The sequence below is a fragment of the Micromonospora sp. BL4 genome, from assembly GCF_003667505.1.
Taxonomy (GTDB): Bacteria; Actinomycetota; Actinomycetes; order Mycobacteriales; family Micromonosporaceae; genus Micromonospora.
Genome location: NZ_RCVJ01000114.1, coordinates 35,539 through 53,492, shown reverse-complemented (window position 1 = coordinate 53,492; position 17,954 = coordinate 35,539). Strand labels below are relative to the sequence as shown.

At 71.8% G+C, this 17,954-nt stretch carries 15 protein-coding genes; 13 read left to right on the top strand and 2 right to left on the bottom strand.

What is annotated here, in order from left to right; all coding sequences use genetic code 11:
- Positions 1 to 25: 25 nt before the first annotated feature.
- The 5 genes from EAD89_RS11895 to EAD89_RS11875 all read left to right on the top strand — a co-directional run bounded on the left by EAD89_RS11895 (position 26) and on the right by EAD89_RS11875 (position 5,713).
- Positions 26 to 772, top strand: a complete 747-nt coding sequence (locus EAD89_RS11895) for a phosphotransferase family protein (RefSeq protein WP_121675729.1) — start codon at positions 26 to 28, stop codon at positions 770 to 772.
- Between the two features lie 146 nt (positions 773 to 918).
- Positions 919 to 1,881 (top strand): PfkB family carbohydrate kinase, encoded by a 963-nt coding sequence (locus EAD89_RS11890; RefSeq protein ID WP_121675728.1) that lies wholly within the window; start codon positions 919 to 921, stop codon positions 1,879 to 1,881.
- Positions 1,882 to 2,103: 222 nt separating this feature from the next.
- Positions 2,104 to 2,580 carry a hypothetical protein gene (locus EAD89_RS11885; RefSeq protein ID WP_121675727.1) on the top strand — a complete coding sequence of 159 codons (477 nt, stop codon included), beginning with the start codon at positions 2,104 to 2,106 and terminating at the stop codon, positions 2,578 to 2,580.
- A gap of 34 nt (positions 2,581 to 2,614) precedes the next feature.
- Complete coding sequence (locus EAD89_RS11880) at positions 2,615 to 4,417, top strand: glycoside hydrolase family 15 protein (RefSeq protein ID WP_121675726.1); 1,803 nt, start codon at positions 2,615 to 2,617, stop codon at positions 4,415 to 4,417.
- Between the two features lie 72 nt (positions 4,418 to 4,489).
- Entirely contained in the window at positions 4,490 to 5,713 is a 1,224-nt protein-coding gene (locus tag EAD89_RS11875; protein ID WP_121675725.1) for an erythromycin esterase family protein, read from the top strand.
- A 201-nt stretch (positions 5,714 to 5,914) separates the two neighbouring features.
- Here the strand turns inward: EAD89_RS11875 and EAD89_RS11870 are convergent, their stop codons facing one another.
- A complete protein-coding gene (locus EAD89_RS11870; RefSeq protein WP_199733485.1) occupies positions 5,915 to 7,270 on the bottom strand; it encodes a hypothetical protein in 1,356 nt (451 codons plus the stop codon).
- Between the two features lie 363 nt (positions 7,271 to 7,633).
- Between EAD89_RS11870 and EAD89_RS11865 the strand changes: the two genes are divergently transcribed.
- The 8 genes from EAD89_RS11865 to EAD89_RS11830 are packed head-to-tail and all read left to right on the top strand — an operon-like array spanning position 7,634 to position 16,675.
- The gene (locus EAD89_RS11865; protein ID WP_121675724.1) at positions 7,634 to 8,680 is read left to right on the top strand and encodes a LacI family DNA-binding transcriptional regulator; all 1,047 of its coding nucleotides are present in this window, start codon (positions 7,634 to 7,636) and stop codon (positions 8,678 to 8,680) included.
- A gap of 39 nt (positions 8,681 to 8,719) precedes the next feature.
- Positions 8,720 to 10,315, top strand: coding sequence for an FAD-dependent oxidoreductase (locus EAD89_RS11860; RefSeq protein WP_121675723.1), 1,596 nt, complete (start codon positions 8,720 to 8,722; stop codon positions 10,313 to 10,315).
- A 27-nt stretch (positions 10,316 to 10,342) separates the two neighbouring features.
- Positions 10,343 to 11,626 carry an ABC transporter substrate-binding protein gene (locus tag EAD89_RS11855; RefSeq protein ID WP_121675722.1) on the top strand — a complete coding sequence of 428 codons (1,284 nt, stop codon included), beginning with the start codon at positions 10,343 to 10,345 and terminating at the stop codon, positions 11,624 to 11,626.
- A gap of 11 nt (positions 11,627 to 11,637) precedes the next feature.
- Positions 11,638 to 12,585, top strand: a complete 948-nt coding sequence (locus tag EAD89_RS11850; protein WP_121675721.1) for a carbohydrate ABC transporter permease — start codon at positions 11,638 to 11,640, stop codon at positions 12,583 to 12,585.
- On the top strand, positions 12,575 to 13,417 hold the full coding sequence (locus tag EAD89_RS11845) for a carbohydrate ABC transporter permease (protein WP_121655108.1): 843 nt from the start codon (positions 12,575 to 12,577) through the stop codon (positions 13,415 to 13,417). Before EAD89_RS11850 ends, EAD89_RS11845 begins: the two co-directional genes overlap by 11 nt.
- Positions 13,414 to 14,328, top strand: a complete 915-nt coding sequence (locus tag EAD89_RS11840) for an ROK family protein (protein ID WP_121675720.1) — start codon at positions 13,414 to 13,416, stop codon at positions 14,326 to 14,328. Before EAD89_RS11845 ends, EAD89_RS11840 begins: the two co-directional genes overlap by 4 nt.
- Positions 14,325 to 15,032 carry an N-acetylmannosamine-6-phosphate 2-epimerase gene (locus tag EAD89_RS11835; RefSeq protein ID WP_121675719.1) on the top strand — a complete coding sequence of 236 codons (708 nt, stop codon included), beginning with the start codon at positions 14,325 to 14,327 and terminating at the stop codon, positions 15,030 to 15,032. Before EAD89_RS11840 ends, EAD89_RS11835 begins: the two co-directional genes overlap by 4 nt.
- 2 nt (positions 15,033 to 15,034) lie before the next feature.
- A complete protein-coding gene (locus EAD89_RS11830; RefSeq protein ID WP_121675718.1) occupies positions 15,035 to 16,675 on the top strand; it encodes a DUF4127 family protein in 1,641 nt (546 codons plus the stop codon).
- A gap of 99 nt (positions 16,676 to 16,774) precedes the next feature.
- On the opposite strand, the gene EAD89_RS11825 is transcribed toward EAD89_RS11830, so the two are convergent.
- Positions 16,775 to 17,953 carry a MalY/PatB family protein gene (locus EAD89_RS11825; protein ID WP_121675717.1) on the bottom strand — a complete coding sequence of 393 codons (1,179 nt, stop codon included), beginning with the start codon at positions 17,951 to 17,953 and terminating at the stop codon, positions 16,775 to 16,777.
- Position 17,954 lies beyond the last annotated feature (1 nt).

The following is a 17,954-nucleotide window of genomic DNA, read 5'->3' as shown; positions in this document are numbered from 1 at the left end:
GGCCGTCCCCGCCAGGATGGCCGGTATGGAGGAGGTGGAAGTCGTCGTCGCCCACAGCCAGCGCGCGACGCTGCGCGTCGGCGACGTGTTCCTGAAGGTCGACGGCGACCCGGCGCACGCCGACGTCGAGGTGCGGGCGATGGCCATGGCGCCGATACCGACCCCGGCGATCCTCTGGCGCGAGCCGCCCGTGCTCGCGATCGCCGCCGTGCCCGGCAGGGCGCTCGGCCTCCTCGGCGAACCGTCGGCCGCGTCGCCGGCGGCGTGGGCTGCGGCGGGTGCCGCCATACGGAGGCTGCACGACGCGCCGTTGCCGCCGTGGCCGGGGCCCAGCCTCGACGACGTAGCAGCGGAGCTCGACAGCGAGTGCGCGTGGCTGCTCGCCCACGCCGTTCTGCCCGCCGAGGTGATCCGGCGGAACCGGGAGATCGCCGAGGCCGCGCTCCGGCCGTGGAAACCGGTGTTCATCCACGGCGACCTGCAGATCACCCACGTGTTCGTCGACGGCGACAAGGTCACCGGCGTCATCGACTGGTCCGAGGCCGCCCCCGGCGACGCCATGTTCGACCTCGCCACCTTGACGCTCGGGCACGAGGAACGCCTGGACGACCTGCTTGCCGGCTACGGCGCCGGCGCGGACCGGGACGTGATCCGCGCCTGGTGGTCGCTGCGCAGCCTGGTGGCGTCGCACTGGCTGATCGAGCACGGCTTCGATCCGGACGCGCCCGGGTGCGAATTCGACGTGCTCAGATCCCGGATGCAGGAACCCTAGGCAGACTTTGGAGCCGTTGGGCCGGTCCACCTCGGACCGTGAAACCGTGACGCCCCGGGCACGGCTCCGCGACGTGGCCAACGTCCCGTCGGCCCACTCGTCTCGCCGGATCGGTAGTCAGGGCCGTTACGGGGTAACCCAGCGACATGAGCATGCCCCGCGCGGTGGTGATCGGCCAGCTGGCCCGCGACCTGGTCCTTCAGGTCGACCAGTGGCCGGAGGTCGGTCACGCGGCCGACGTCCGGGGGCGGCGCGAGATGCTGGGCGGCAAGGGCGCCAACCAGGCGGTGGCGCTCGCTCAGCTCGGCGTGACGGTGGCGCTGGTCGCCGCGGCCGGCGATGACGACGTCGGCGACAGCCTGCTCGCGCAGGCCAGCCGGGACGGGGTGGACGTCACACAGGTGGCCCGCCGCCGGGACACCCCCACCGGGCTGATCGTGGAGGCGCTCGACGGGGACGGGCGGTGGCGGTACCTGCAACACCTGCCCACCGAGGTGCTGCTCACCGTCGCCGACGTCGACGCCTCCGCCGAGCTGCTCCGCGCCGCGGACGTCGTACTCGTGCAGTTGCAGCAGCCACCCGCGACGGCCCTCGCCGCCGCGCGCCTGGCCCACGACGCTGGTCGGCTCGTGGTTCTGGACGGTGCGCCGGCCAGCGAGAGCGACCGTCCGGCGTTGCTCGCCGCGGCGGACGTCGTCCGCGCCGACGCCCACGAAACACGCTTGTGGACCGCGGCGCCCACCGACGACATCGACCGGGTGCTGACCGCGGCCGGTGACATCCTGGCGGCCGGGCCGGGGCTGCTCGCCTTCGGCGTGGACGCCGGGAACCTCTTCGTCTGGCGCAACCAGCGGTGGGGCGACGGACATCTGCTCGTCCCCCTGACCGATCAGACGGTGGTGGACACCACGGGAGCCGGCGATGCCCTGGTCGCCGCTCTGACGGCGGCGCTCCTGCGCGGCGACCCGCCTCCGGCCGCCGCCCGATACGCCGTCGCCGCGGCCGGGGCGACCGTCGGACATCCCGGCGGCCGGCCGAACCTGAACGCGGACGCGTTGCGCGCCCGGCTCGGCGACCGTGCGCCGGGGCCCGCATCGACAAGCCGGTGAGATCGCGGACGCCACGCGGCCGGTTGCATCTCGTTGAGCAGGCGATACGGCCCAGCCCGGTGACCTATGGTGAAAAGTCGGCGCGGCCACTGTCCGATGTTGGTACGACGCCGGCATCCAGATCAGGATCTCAGACCTTTCCCGTTGGCCAGCCGAAGGACGGACCGATGACCGAGAGAACGTCGCGGTGCCGCGTGCCGACGGCTCGGATCCACCGTTGAGATGGACTGGGCCGGATGGGCGTTGTTCGGGTTGGTCGCCACCGCGGTGCTGACCGCGGTGCTCATCACCGCTCAACTGGCCGGCCTCACCCGCCTCGACTTTCCCCTGGTACTCGGGACCCTCGTCACCGAGGATCCCGACCGGGCCCGGGTCGTCGGGTTCCTCATCCATCTCTGCGCCGGTCAGGGCTTCGCCCTCGGCTACGCGGCCACGTTCGCGCTGCTGCACCGCGCCACCTGGTGGATCGGGGCGCTGCTGGGGACCATCCACGTCGGGATCGCGCTGACGGTGCTCCTGCCCCTGCTTCCGGGTGTCCACCCGCGCATGGCCTCCCAGCGGGCGGGCCCGGCCAGCACGGCAGTGCTGGAGCCGCCGGGCCTGTTCGCCGTCAACTACGGCATCCAGACTCCCGCGGTCGTGGCTGTCGTCCACGTCCTCTACGGGGTGGTCCTCGGGGTGCTCCTGCAAGCCGATTGAGCCGCGTCGGACGTCTGGTGAGGAAGCGATCCCCATGAGCGGTGGGCACGACACGCCGGCGGCGATCAGCGACTACGGGCTGCTGGGTGACACCCGCACCGCCGCCCTCGTCGCCGGTGACGGGGGGATCGACTGGCTCTGCGTGCCCCGCTTCGACGGCGAGTCGCTCTTCGGCCGGCTGGTCGGGGGCCTCGAAGCGGGAACGTTCCGGGTCGGCCCGGCCGGACCCGCCACGATCGTCCACCGGCGCTACCGGCAGCACACCGCCACTCTGGAGACGACGTGGGCGGTAGGCGACAGTCGACTCACCCTCACCGAGGGGATGGTGGCCGAGGTCAGCGGCCGCCTGCTGCCCACGACACTGATCGTGCGGCGTCTGTCGACCGATGACGCGGCGGTCGACGCCGTCGTCGAGTTCGACCCCCGCTTCGGTGTACGGCACCGTCGGCCCCGGATCCAGCATCGGCGCGAGGCCCTGGTGTGCGAGTGGGGGTCCCTCGCGGTCTCGCTGGGCAGTGCGCCCACCGTCAGCGTCGAACCAGGTCGGCCTACCCGGATCAGGGTCAGCCCGGGCCGTCCGGTCATCCTCGTGCTGGCCGTGGCGCACCGCGAACCGCTGATTCACGTCGACCCGGCTGCGGCCTGGGACCTGCTGACCGAGGACGAGGACCGTTGGCGGGCCTGGACCGCCGAGATCGACCGCGCACTGCCCTTCCGGGAACACGTCGTACGAAGTCTGTTGACCCTGCGGCTGCTGACGTACTCGCCCTCGGGGGCCCCGGTGGCCGCACCTACAACGTCGTTGCCCGAGGATCCCGGCGGGATACGGAACTGGGACTACCGCTATGTCTGGCCCCGGGACGCCAGCATCGGCGTCAGTGCCTTCCTCAGCGTGGGCAAACCCGACGAGGCGCACGGTTTCCTCGCGTGGCTGCTGCACGCCAGCCGGCTGGAGCGGCCACGCCTGCCGGCGGTGCTCACCCTGCACGGGCGCCACGTGCCGGCGGAACGGGACCTGTCCGGCTGGCCCGGCTACCTCGGCAGCGTCCCGGTACGGATCGGCAACGGCGCCGCCGGGCAACACCAGCTCGACGGTTACGGCTGGGTGATCGACGCCACCTGGGCGTTCGCACAGGCAGGGCAGAGGCTCTCCAGCGAGACGTGGCGGGCGGTGCGCGGCTTCGCCGACGTGGTGGCCCGTTGCTGGCGGGAGCCCGACGCCGGCATCTGGGAGGTCCGCGAACCTGCCCAACACGTCCATTCCAAGCTCATGGGCTGGCTCGCGCTGGACCGCGCGCTGTGCATCGCCGACACGCACGCCCTGCCGGGCCGCCAACGTCGACGCTGGCAGAAGGCACGAGACGCCATCGCCAACGAGGTCCGGGCATCCGGCTTCGACCCCACGGCGGGCAGCTACATGCGCAGATACGGCTCGGAGGACCTGGATGCGGCCCTGCTCGTCCTGCCGCTGCTCAACATGGACAGCGTCGAGTCACCCCTCGTGCGGGGCACCATCGACGCCATTCGGGACCAGCTCTCCGCCGGCGGCCCGCTGCTCTACCGCTACCCGCCGGGGTCTGACGGCTTTCCGGGCACCGAAGGCGCGTTCCTGCCCTGCTCGTTCTGGCTGGTTCAAGCCCTCGCCCGCACCGGGCGCCGCACCGAGGCGGTCGAGTTGTTCGAGACCATGCTCGATTACGCCAGCCCACTCGGCCTCTACCCCGAAGAGCTGGACCCCGCGACCGGCGCACACCTCGGCAACTACCCCCAGACGCTGACCCACGCCGCGCTCGTCCAGGCCGCGCTCGCCATTCGCGACGCCCCCACGGAGCTTTGAAGGTTCGGCGTCACTTCCCTGCTGAAATCAGCGGTAAGTTTGCATTGGTGGTTCAACGATACGGTTTATGGCATGACTGCTGGTATCACCGACGCCGCCCACGTCGTCGACGCTCCTAACGTCCTCGGCCTGCTCCCGACCCGGCCACGGCTGCTCGCCCTGGGTGAGCCGACCCACGGCGAGGGCGATCTGCTCGAACTGCGGAACGATCTTTTCCGGCAGCTCGTCGAGCAGGAGGGCTACCGGACGATCGCCATCGAGAGCGACTGCCTGATGGGCCTGGTCGTGGACGGCTACGTCACCTCGGGCACCGGCACCCTCGACGAGGCCATGGAGCGCGGCTTCAGCCACGAGTGGGGCGCCTTCGCGGGCAACCGTGAGCTGGTGCGCTGGATGCGCGCGTACAACGAGGGCCGGTCACCGGCGGAGCGGCTGCGCTTCGCCGGTTTCGACGGCCCGCTGGAGATCACCGGCGCCGCGAGCCCCCGGCAGGCCCTCGCCGCACTCCACGCCTACCTCGCCGCCTGGGTCGACGCCGACCTTCTTCCCTGCGCCGCGGAGACGCTGGATCGCCTGCTCGGCGCCGACGACCGGTGGACCAACCCCGCCGCGATGATGGACCCGTCCCAGTCCGTGGGGCGGACGCCCGCGGCCGCCCAGCTGCGGCTGCTCGCCGACGACCTCGTCGCCCTGCTCGACGCGCAGACACCACACCTGGTCGCGGCGACCGGCCGGGAGGACTGGCACCGGGCACGCCTGTACGGGCGCACCGCCGTCGGCCTGCTGCGCTACCACGCCGCGATGGCCGACCCGTCACCCAGCCGCATGGCGAAGCTGCTCGCCGTACGGGATTCGATGATGGCCGGCAACCTGCTCGCCATCGCGGAGCGGGGCCCGGCGCTGGTGAACGCCCACAACGGCCACCTCCAGCGGGACAGGAGCAGCATGCGGATGGGCGGCCTGCCGGTCCAATGGTGGAGCGCCGGCGCGATCGTCAGCGCGCACCTGGGCCAGGAGTACGCCTTCCTGGCCACAGCCCTCGGCACGATCCGTGACCATGGCGTGGACGCGCCGCCTCCGGACAGCATCGAGGGGCTGCTGTACGCGCTCCCGCAGGAGCGGTACATCGTCGACCCCCGCCGTCTGGCCAGCGCGCTCGCCACCGTGACGCCCGCCGCCCGGGTCTCCCCCTGGTTCGGTTACTCCCCGCTCGATCCGGCCCACGTCAGCAGCACCGACGGCGTCGTCTTCGTCAAGGACGCCCGACGGAACCCGGCTCCCCCGGCGGTCGACTGACCAGGGCCGGTCCGGTCGACCTCGGTCGACTGGCCGACCCCGCCGTGCCGCTGGACGAGTTGCCGCCGCCCGCGTCGGCACCCGGGGCTCCGATCGGGTAGCCGGCGGCACGAAGCGCGGAGCCGGCCGACACCCACCGGAGCCGGCCGACACCCACCGGAGCCGGCCGGCTCCGACTGGGCCGCCCCTCGACCACCCTCGCTAGTTGCCCCGGTCGTGTGGGACGGTGACGGTGACGGTGCAGCCGACCGGCCGCCCGATCTCGTCGTGGCCGGCATACGTGAGGTGGTACACCCGGTCTCCCCCGTTCCCGGCTCGTTCGGCCCGGAGCCTGCCACTCGTGTCCGGCGTGCCGATGGCGAAGTCGGTGACGTCCGCGGCGTCACCCCCGCTCACGCCGGTCAGGGCGAACGCGTTCGGTCCGAGTACGCCGTCGTGCAGGTCCACGTTGACGTTCACGTCGACCAGCTTGTGGTTCGGCGGCCACAGGACCGGGCGGTCCGCCACACAGTCCAGCTGCCGCGCCGGCAACGGGTTCGCCAGGGTGGCGGTGGCGTGTCCGATGGTCGCGGTGAGCCGGCCGCCGGCTTCGTAGTACATGTGCGCGGTACGCCCGTCGAAGTAGAACGTCGGCGCGGCCGAGCGGCCGAGGTCGGGCGCGGTGGCCATCGAGTCGTGCACGACGCCGAGGTGGATCTCCTGGTCGAAGTCCTGCCCGACGTCCACCGCGTGCATGTTGCCGTCGGCGGCGTGGTAGATCACCAGGTTGTGGTCGTTCCAGCGCAGGAAGAACGGTCCCGAGGCGTTCGGGCCTTCGACGCCCTGCGGGGTCACGATCGGTTCGGGCTGCATGCTCCAGGTCCGCGCGTCGTTGGAGACCGCCCAGCGGATCCGCCGTGACACGGGCCCGGTCGGTCCCGGCAGTGCCGCGGTCGGGTTGTCCATGAAGAGCATCAGGTACCGGGTGCCCAGGCGCGGCACGGACTGCTCGAACACCCGGGCGTACGAGGTCTCGCCACCGGTCGTGTCGTTCCGGCTGATCGCCGTCCCGCCGTAGCTGAAGTGGATGCCGTCGTCGGAGGTCGCGTACCGGGTGATCGAGTTCTCGCCGTGGAAGTAGAGGAAGAGTTTGCCTTCGCCCTCGATCCACACCGCGTGCGGCGAGGAGACATGGCTGACCGTCGGGTAGTTCGGCAGCCAGGTGTTGCTGATCAGGGGGTTGTCGGCGTACTCGGTCCACGGACCGTTGATCGAGTCGGAGTACGCGAGGGCGATGCCGCCGGGGCGCTCGTGCGGCGCGTAGTACAGGTAGTACGTGCCGAGCGGGTTGGGGAAGTAGTCGGCGGCCCGGATGACGCTCGGGAAGATGAACTCGTTCGTCGGGTTGTAGGCGAGGGCGCCCTTGTCGAACGCGGTGCCCTGGTAGGTGAACTGGGGGAAGTCCAGCCCTGGTTCGGCGGCTGCCGGCTGGGCGCCGGCCACGGCGGCGACGAGCAGGCCGGCACTGGCGGCCGCCAGGACGGCGCGTCGGGACGATGGGGCGGGTGGTCTCGTCATGCGGCTTCCTCTTCGGTCGGTCGGATCGGCGGCACGAGCGGCCCGGGGTGACGCTCAGTAAGAACACAGGGGACACCGCTCGACGGATGCCCCTTGGCGTCGTCGAGCTAATACGTATTAGCACCTATGTTTCTCGAATGTTGCTCGCCGGGCGCCGGTTCTGTCAAGAGGCCGCTCGGTGTCCGCCAATCCGGCCGGGCCACCCGCCAGCCCGGTGGGGACCCTGACCGCTAATGCGCATTACTCCAGCGGTTTTACCGCGCCGAAATCTTGCGGCCACCCCTTGACACACGCCGCTTCACCCACGAGGCTCCTTGCCAACACGAGCGCTAATACGCATTAGCCGCACCGGAAGGACCCGCCGTGACCGCTCCCCCCAGACGCGTCACCCAACGTGACATCGCGCGGATGGCCGGCGTCAGTCAGGCGACCGTGTCGCTGGTGCTCAACAACCGCACCGACGCCGACGTCCGCATCGCCCCGGAGACCCGGGACCGGGTGCTGCGGGTCATCACCGAGACCGGCTACGCCGCCGACCCCGTGGCCCGCCGGCTCGCCTCGCGGTTCAACCGGATCATCGGCGTCTTCACGTACGAGCCCGCCTTCCCCAGCGGCAGCCGGGACTTCTTCCACCCGTTCCTGCTCGGTATCGAGGAGTACGCCGAGCGGGTCGGCTGCGACCTGCTGCTGCTCACCAGCGCACCGGTGGTGGACGGCCGGCGACGCATCTTCCACCACGACAACCGGCTACGCCTGGCCGACGGGTGCATCCTGCTCGGGCGCGAGATCGACGGCGCGGAGCTGCACCGGCTCAACCGGGACGGATATCCGTACGTCGCCGTCGGGCGCCGCGACGACGCCGGCGGGCCGGTCCCCTACGTCGGCGCCGACTACGCCTCGGCGGTGGCCCAGCTCGTCGAGGCGGCGCTGCGGCGCGGTCACCGCCGCCTGACGTACGTGAGCATGGGCGCCCCCGCGGAATCCTCCGAAGACCGGCTCCGGGGGTTCCGGGCCGCCGCGACGACCGCGGAGAGCGCCGGGCAGATGTCGGCGTCGGCCGGGGAGGCCGACGCGACCGTCGACACCCTGCTGGCCGACGGGACCACCGTCGTCTTCGTGGAGGACTTCGCCACGGCGGTCGCGCTGGAGTCCGCCGCCCGTCGGCGCGGCCTGAGCGTGCCCGGCGACCTGTCGATCGTGACCCTCGGCGATCCGACGTCCCCGGTCCCCACCGACATCGCGTTCACCGGATTCCGCATCCCCCGCGAGGAGATGGGCCGGCAGTCGGTCGAGGTGCTGACGGGCGTCATCGATGGCAGCGCCGCCGGCCTCCACCAGCGACTTCTCGCCTGCGAACTCGTCGAGGGCAGGACCCTCGGCACCCCTGATCCGGCGGTCGACCAGCGCTGAACGGTCGTCCGCGCAACTGGAAGGAAGCACGTGGTACTCATGCGTACGGACGTCCTCGTCGTCGGGGGCGGACTGGGCGGCGTCGCCGCGGCGCTCGCCGCGGTCCGGGCCGGCCGGTCCGTCATCCTGACCGAGGAGTTCGACTGGCTCGGCGGGCAACTCACCAGCCAGGCCGTCCCGCCGGACGAACACTCCTGGATCGAGCAGTTCGGCGCCACCGCCAGCTACCGGGCGCTGCGCAACGGCATCCGCGACTACTACCGTCGCCACTACCCGTTGACCGAACGGTCCCGGGCCTGGACGGACCTCAACCCCGGTGCGGGTTGGGTGAGCCGGCTCTGCCACGAGCCGCGGGTGGCCGTCGCCGTCCTCGACCAGATGCTCGCCCCGTACATCGGTTCGGGACGACTGCGGGTGCTGCAGCCGTACCGGCCGGTCGCCGCGGAGACCGACGGGGACCGGGTGACCGGCGTGACGCTGGCGCACCGCGACCGGGACGAGCGGATCGACGTGGTCGCGCCGTACGTCCTGGACGCCACCGAGACCGGCGAGTTGCTGCCGCTGACGGGCACCGAGTACGTCACCGGGTTCGAGTCGCAGGCGGACACCGGTGAGCCGAGCGCACCGGCCGAGGCGCAGCCGATGAACATGCAGGCGGTGTCGGTCTGTTTCGCCCTCGACCACGTCGACGGCGACCACACCATCGACCGCCCCGCGGGGTACGACTTCTGGCGCGACTACAAGCCCGACTTCTGGGGTGACCGGCTGCTGTCCTGGAAGTCGCCGCACCCCCGCACGCTGGAGATCGTCGAGCGCAGCTTCACCCCCAACCCGGACGACGACCCGCTGAGCGTCAACGCCGACCAACGCGTCAACCCCGGTGACGGCAACCTGTGGACGTTCCGGCGGATCGCCGCGCGGCGCAACTTCACCGACGGCGCGTACGGCAGCGACATCACGCTGGTCAACTGGCCGATGATCGACTACTTCGAGGGTCCGGTCATCGATGTGCCGAACGCTTCGTGGCACCTGGCCAAGGCCCGCGAGCTGTCGTACTCGGTGCTCTACTGGCTCCAGACGGAGGCGCCCCGGCCGGACGGCGGCACCGGCTTCCCGGGGCTGCGGCTGCGCGGCGACGTGACCGGCAGCGCGGACGGCCTGGCCCAGGCACCGTACATCCGCGAGTCCCGCCGGATCCGGGCCGAGTACACCGTGGCCGAGCAGGACCTGTCCCTGGCGGTCCGCGGTGACCACGGCGCGGTCAGCTACCCGGACGCGGTGGGCGTGGGCATGTACCGCATCGACCTGCACCCGTCGACGGGCGGCGACAACTACATCGACGTCGGCTCCTGCCCGTTCGAGATCCCGCTGGGCGCGCTGATCCCGCGGCGGATGGAGAACCTGCTACCGGCCGGCAAGAACATCGGCACCACGCACGTCACCAACGGCAGCTACCGGCTGCATCCGGTCGAGTGGAACGTCGGCGAGGTCGCCGGCCTGCTCGCCGACTTCTGTCTGGCGCGGGGCGAGTCCCCGCGTGCGGTCCGCAACACCCCCGGTCTGCTGGCCGATTTCCAGGACCGCCTCACCGCGGCCGGCGTGGAACAGCGCTGGCCGCGGATCGCGGGCTACTGAACACACACCCCCGGTGAGGAGAAGATTGTGAGAGCAGGAAAGGCCCTGCGCGGCGTCGCCGTGGCACTGGCCGGCGCGCTCGCCCTGACCGCCTGCGGCGGCGGTGGCGAGGCCGAGGACAGTGGCCCGGCGAAGCTGCGGATGACCGTCTGGTCGGCCAACGAGGCGCATCTCAAGCTGTTCAACGAGATCGCCGACGAGTACCGCACGAGCCACCCGGACGTGGCGGAGATCAAGTTCGATCCGCTGCCGTTCGACACCTACACCACGACCCTGACCACCCAGATCGCGGGCGGGAACGCGCCCGACCTCGCGTGGGTGTTCGAGAACTCCGCCCCCGACTTCGTCGCGTCGGGCGCGCTGCTGCCCCTCGACGACGCTCTCAAGAAGGCCGAGGGTTACCAGTACGAGGACATCTCCCCCGCCACGCTCAAGCTGTGGCAGAACGACGGGAAGCTGTACGCGTACCCCTTCTCCACCTCGCCGTTCGGGGTCTTCGTCAACACCGACATGGTCAAGAAGGCCGGGCAGAAGACCCCGGCCGAGCTGATCGCGGCCGGTCAGTGGACCTGGGACAACGCCCTGGCCACCGCCGCGGCGACGGCGACGAAGTCCGGCAAGGCCGGCATGGTCATTCGGGATTTCGACTACAAGGGCTGGGACAACCTGTCCACCTTCTGGGCCGGGTGGGGAGCCCAGGCGTGGAGCCAGGACGGCAAGGCCTGCGGCTTCAACAGCCCCGAGATGGTCGACGCGATGACCACGCTGCACCGGGCCACCTTCACCCAGAAGGCGCTGCCCGGTCCGGGCACGACCGCCGACTTCTTCGCCGGTGACTCGGCCATGACGATCACGCAGATCTCCCGCGCCTCGCTGCTGAAGGACGGCGGCTTCGGGTGGGACCTGGTGCCGCTGCCGGCGGGGCCGAAGGGGAACTACGCGGTGGTCGGCCAGGCCGGCGTCGGGGTGATGAAGAAGAGCCCGCACGCCAAGCAGGCGGCCGACTTCCTGGCCTTCCTCACCAACCCCACGAACTCGGCAAAGCTCGCCCAGTTCTTCCCGCCGCCCCGACAGTCGCAGCTGACCGCCGAGACCCTCGCCAAGACGAACCCGCAGCTCAAGCCGGAGCAGTTGCAGAAGGTCGTCATCGACGGCATCACCAGCGGCGTGGTCAAGCCGAGCCACTCCGGGCAGGCCGAGCTGAGCCAGCAGGTCCGCGCCGGGCTCGACCCGCTGTGGCAGCCGACCGCGGACGTCAAGGCCGTACTCGACGGCGTCTGCGCCAAGATCCAGCCACTGCTGGCGAAGTAAGGCCAACGATCATGACCCAGACGGACACCAGGGTGGGCTCGGCTGCTGCCGGGCCCGCCCCGGGCCCGGCCCGGCCGTTCTGGACCAGCCGCCGCCGGGACCAGCTCACCGGTTTCGTGTTCATCGCCCCGCAACTGCTCGGCAGCGCCGTCTTCGTGATCCTGCCGCTGATCCTCGTGCTCTGGTACAGCCTGCACGAGTGGAACGTGCTCGCCGGGACCTTCGACTTCGTCGGCACGGACAACTACACGGCTCTCGCCGATGATCCCAACCTCGGCGCGGTGCTGCGCGCCACCGGGCTGTTCTCCGTCGGCCTGGTGGTGCTGAACCTCGGCCTGGCCCTGCTGCTGGCCGTTCTGCTCAACCAGAGGCTGCGGGGCACGATCGTGTTCCGCACCCTGTTCTTCTCCCCGGTGGTGGTCTCGCTGGTGGCGTGGACCATCGTCTGGGGCTTCCTGCTCCAGGACAACGGCGGGATCAACGGGCTGCTCGACACCATCGGCGTGGACGGGCCGAACTGGCTGCGCGGCGAGAGCACCGCGATGGTGTCCGTGATCGTCGTGCAGGTGTTCAAGAACGTCGGCCTGAACATGGTGCTGTTCCTGGCCGCCCTTCAGGGCGTGCCGGCCGAGCTGTACGAGGCCGCGGAGGTGGACGGGGCGAGCCGGATGCGCCAGTTCTGGCGGATCACCGTTCCGCTGATCAGCCCGACGATCCTGCTGACCTCGATCATCACCGTGGTCGGGTCGTTGCAGGTCTTCGCGCAGATCGCGGTGCTCACCCAGGGTGGCCCCGGCACGTCGACGACGGTGCTCGTCTACTACCTGTACCAGCAGGCCTTCCAGTTCCACCACTTCGGCTACGGGGCCACGCTGTCGATCCTGCTGTTCGTCATCGTGCTCGCCCTCACCGTGTTGCAGTGGCAGATGCGCAAGAGGTGGGTCTTCCATGAGTCGTGACCTGTCCCGGCGGACCAAGCTGGTGCTCTACGGGGTGCTGCTGGTCCTGGCGATCCCGTTCGTCTTCCCGACCTGGTGGATGGTCACCTCGTCGCTGAAGCCGGTGGCGGACATCTTCGCCTTCCCGCCGCAGCTCCTGCCGACCAACCCGCGGTTCGACGCCTACCAGCGGGTGTTCGAGTTGCAGCCGTTCGGGCAGCAGTACCTGAACAGCCTCTACATCGCGCTGGTCGTCACGGTCGGCACGATGGCCGTCTCGGCGCTGGCCGGGTACGCGTTCGCGCGCATCCGGTTCCGCGGCCAGAACGTGTTGTTCCTTGTCGTCCTCGCGGGCCTGCTCATTCCCAGCGAGGTGACGATCGTGCCGCTGTTCCAGATGTTCTTCAAACTCGGCCTGGTCAACACCCACTGGCCGCTGATCCTGGTGCCGATCTTCGGCGCGCCGAGTGTCCTGGCGACGTTCATCATGCGGCAGTTCTTCATCAGCCTCCCCGGTGAGCTGGAGGAGGCGGCCCGGGTCGACGGGCTGGGCCGGTTCGCCACCTTCTGGCGGATCGCCCTGCCGCTGTCGCGGCCGGCGCTGGGCGCGGTGGCCATCTTCACCTTCCTGCACAGCTGGAACCTCTACCTGGAACCGATCGTGTTCCTCTCCTCTCCGGAGAAGTTCACCCTGCCCCAGGCGCTCACCCAGTTCGTCGACGCCTACGGCGGCCCCATGTGGGACGTCCAGATGGCCGCGGCGTCGATGACCGCGCTGCCCGTCCTGGTGGTGTTCGTCATCGCGCAGAAGCAGTTCGTCGAGGGTCTCGCGCACACCGGCCTCAAGGGATGACGACACCGGTTGTCGGCATCGACATCGGCGGCACCAAGACGGCCGCCGCGCTGGTCGACCGGGCCGGGCGGGTGTTGGAGCGCCGCGAGGCGCCCACGCCGGCCCGGTCCGGGCCCGAGGCCGTGCTGGACGCCGCCGCCCGGCTGGCCACCGACCTGCTCGGCGCGACCGCCGGGCCGGTGGGGGTGGGCACCGCCGGCACGGTCGACCCCGCGACCGGCGGCATCCGGTACGCCACCGACAGCCTGCCCGGCTGGACCGGCACCCCGGTCGCCGACGCGTTGGCCGCCCGGCTGGGTCGAGGAGTGCGGGTCACCAACGACGTGAACGCCGCCGCGCTGGGCGAATGCTGGGCCGGCGCCGGACGGGACCGCGCTCATGTGCTGCTGGTGGCCGTCGGCACCGGGTTGGGCGGCGCGGTCGTCCGCAACGGCCGCGTCGAGGCCGGTGCCCGTGGCGCCGCCGGCGAGGTCGGGCACCTGCCCGCCCCGGGGGCCGAACGGCTGCGCTGCGGCTGCGGCCGGTACGGGCACCTGGAGGCGATCGCCTCGGGCAGCGGACTGGCCGCCGCGTACCGCATCGAGACCGGCGCCCGCGTCAGCGGGCGGACGGTGGCGGACCGCGCGACGGCCGGGGACGAGGTCGCCCGGCGGGTCGTGGAGCGGGCCGGCAGCGCCCTCGGTGCGGCCCTGGCGGGGTTGGTGGCCCTGCTCGACCCGGACGCTGTCCTGGTTGCCGGCGGGGCGGCCGGCGCCCTGCTGCCCGCCGCGTCGGGCGCCTACTCGGCCGAGGTGCCGGCGGGCTGGGCCGACGTTGCGCTGCTGCCCGCCACGCTGGGCGCTGACGCGGTCGTGGTCGGCGCGGCCCGACTGGCCATCGACGAACATGACATCGAAAGGAGCACCGGGTGAGCGTGCTCGACGACCTGGCCGGCGGGCTGGTGGTGTCCTGCCAACCGCTGCCGGACGAGCCGGACGACCCGATGCGGGACCCGTACGTCCAGGCCCGGGTGGCGGCCGCGGTGGTCCGCGGCGGCGCGGTGGCGGTCCGGGTCAACGGACCGGACGACGTCGCGGCCGTACGCGCCGCCGTCGACGTTCCGGTGATCGGGCTGTACAAGCACGGCACCGAGGGCGTCTTCATCACCCCGACGGCGGCGCACGCGCTCGAGGTGGCGCTGGCCGGTGCGGACATCATCGCGATCGACGCCACCGACCGCCCCCGACCGGACGGACGCTCCTTCGCCGACACGGTCCGCGTGCTCCGCGAACGGACCGACGCGCTGGTCCTGGCCGACGTCTCCACCCCGGCCGAGGGCGTCGCCGCCGTCGAGGCCGGCGCGGACGCCGTGGCCACCACGCTGTCCGGCTACACCCCGGCCAGCCCACCGACTGACGGGCCCGACCTCGGGCTCGTGGCGCGACTCGTCGCCCTGCTGCCCGTGCCGGTGATCGCCGAAGGGCGGTACCGCGGCACGGACCAGATCGGCCGGGCCTTCGAGGCGGGTGCGCACGCGGTGGTGACGGGCAACGCCGTCACCTCACCGCTGTGGATCACCCGCCGGCTCGTGCCGAGCACCCCCCGCGCGGCGAGCGCCCCGAGAAAGAAGGAGTGAGGATGAGAAGGCGTACCCTCCTGGCCACCGGCGTGGCCGGGCTGAGCACCGTGGCCATCGGCCGACCCGCGTTCGCCAAGCCCGCCGGTCGGCAGCTGACCATGGCGCTGGTCCCGTTGGACGACCGGCCGGTCAACACCTACGCCCCGCAGATGACCGCCGCGAGCGCCGGCGCCCAGGTGCGGCTGCCGCCACGGGACCTGCTCGGCCGCTTCTTCACCCCCGGCGACGGGGCCGCCATCGCCCGCTGGCTCGGCACCACCGAGGGCGTCGACGGGTACGTGATCTCGGTCAGCATGCTCGCCTACGGCGGCCTGATCGCCTCCCGCACCGCCGCCCCGACCCTGGCGGCCGCCCTGGAGAACCTTGCCGCGATCCGCAACCTGCGCTCGGCCCGGCCGGGGGCGGTGATCGAGGTGCACGACACCATCCAGCGTCTCGCCATCACCAGCACCGGCACCGGGTTGGACGAATACCGCGACCTGCTGGTCACCTGGGCGAAGCTCTACGACCAGGTGGTGAACCTCGGGCAGGAGGAGCTGCGGGCCCAACTCGACGCCGTCCGGGCGCGGATCCCCGACCAGGTCGTGGAGGACTATCTCGCCGCGCGGGCCCGCAACCACCAGGTCAACCGGCTGATGGTCGAGTGGGTCGCCGACGGCACCATCAGCCACCTCGTGCTCTCCGAGGACGACACCGCGCCGGTCGGCCTGGCCCGAGCCGAGCGCGTGGAGTTGGAGGCGCTCGTCACTGAACTCGGCGTCGGCGATCGAGTGGAGATCTTCCCCGGCGCCGACGAGGTCGACGCATTGCTGGTCGCGCGCGTGATCGCAGCCCCCACGAAGCCCACCTACCGCGTGGAGTACGCGGGCGTCTCCGGCGAGGACTGGACCGCCCAACTGGAGGGCATCCCGTTCGCGGAGAACATCCGTCGGCACGTGACCGCCGTGGGGGGCCGGGTCGTCAGCGGCGACGCGGACATCGTGCTCGCCGTGAACACCCCGTCCTCGGCGCCCGGGCAGCGGGCCGCCGACCTGGACGCCTTCGTCGGACGGATCGGGACGCTGCTGGCTGCCGGCACCCCGGTCATCGTGGTGGACCCGCTCATCGTGAACAAGGCGGACCACGACCTGGTCGCGCGGATGGAGAGCCGCCTGGATCTCGCGGCGCTGCTGTCGTACTCGGGGTGGAACACCGGCGGCAACGCCCTCGGCCTGGCGCTCGGCCACGGCACCGCGCGGTGGGCGTACCTTCGCTCCTCCGGCAGCGGGTTCGGCGTGCCGGACCTGCGCGGGCCCGGCCAGGCGCACGCCGAGTACCTGCTCTACCGGCTCGTCAAGGACGACCCGTGGAAGAACGTCGTGCAGGTCGAGGCGTACGCGCACGCCCGGGCGCAGGGCTGGGACCCGCTCGCGCTCACCCCCGAGCAGAAGAGCTACTTCGACGGCTGGGTGCGCGACCGGCTGGTGCCGCTGACCGAGCGGTACTTCGCCGACCACTTCGCGGGGCACCGCATCGTGCTGGGCCACCGGGGCGCGAAGACGTTCACGGCGGCCCTGGCCGGCTTCGAGTCGGCGCGGGTAGAGCTGCCGTGGGACCGGCTCTTCGAGGTGATCCTGGAGCCTCGGCTGCGCCTGGCCTGACCGGGGCCGACGAGCACGCGGGCCGGCGGCGGGCGAACACGATCAGGGGACGCGTTCGCCCGCCGCCGCAATCCTGCTCGCGTACGCGTGACGGGATCGTCAGGCGACGGCGGTGGCCATCCGGCGTACCGCCTCGGTGATCAGCTCCGGTGCGGTGGCCAGATTCAGCCGCACGTGCCCGTCGCCGCCGGTGCCGAAGGCCGATCCGGAGTTGAGGGCCACCCGGCCACGCTCGAGGAACACGGTGGCGGGGTCGTCGCCCAGGCCCAGGGCACGACAGTCGAGCCAGGCGAGATAGGTGGCCTGACCGGGGCGGTGACGGATCGCCGGCAGGTGCTCGGCGAGCAGCCCGGCGAGGAGCCGACGGTTGTCGTCCAGGCCGGTCAACAAGGCGTCGAGCCACTCGCCGCCGTCGCGGAAGGCGGCGGTGTGGGCGATCACGCCGAGGTGGCTGGTGCTGACGCTGACCTCGTACGGAACGCGGGCCAGGTCGCCGGCGGCGGCCGGGCCGGCGACGAGCAGCGCAGCGCGCAGGCCGGCCAGGTTCCACCCCTTGGAGGCGGACATGAGCGACAGGCCGTTCTCCGCGCCGGGCACCGAGAGGTACGGCACGAAACGCTCCCCCGCGGCCAGCACCGGAGCGTGGATCTCGTCGGCGACGACCCGCACCCCGTGCCGCTCGGCCAGGCCGGCGACGGCGGCCAACTCGTCCGCGGTGTGGGTGACGCCGGTCGGGTTGTGCGGGTTGCACAGCAGGTACGCCGCTGGCCGCCCACCGGCCCGAGCCTGCCGGAACGCGTCTTTCAGTGTGCCGAGGTCGATCCGCAGATCCTCGCCGAGCGGCGCCTCCACGATCCGGCGGCCGGCGTGCGCCACGAACTCGTAGAACGGCGGGTAGACCGGGCAGTTGACGACCACCGCGTCCCCCGGCTCGGTGACCAGGCGCAGCGCCTCGACGACGCCGTGCATCACGTCGGGCGTCAGCGCGGTGCGCTCGACGGCCAGGCCGTCCCACCCCCACCGCCGCCGGGCGAACTCCGCCAGCGCCCGCGCGTACGCCGTGCCGGCGGTGTAGCCGGTGTCGCCGCGCGCGACGGCGTCGGTGATCGCCCGCGCGACCGGCTCGGCCAGCGGCACGTCCATCTCCGCCACCCAGAGCGGCAGCACGTCGTCCGGGTACTCCCGCCACTTGAGGCTCGTCCGTTGCCGAAGCTGGTCGATCGTGAGCTGACGAAGGGGATTCACCGCGTTCCGGACACCGCTCTGCACGCCACTCATG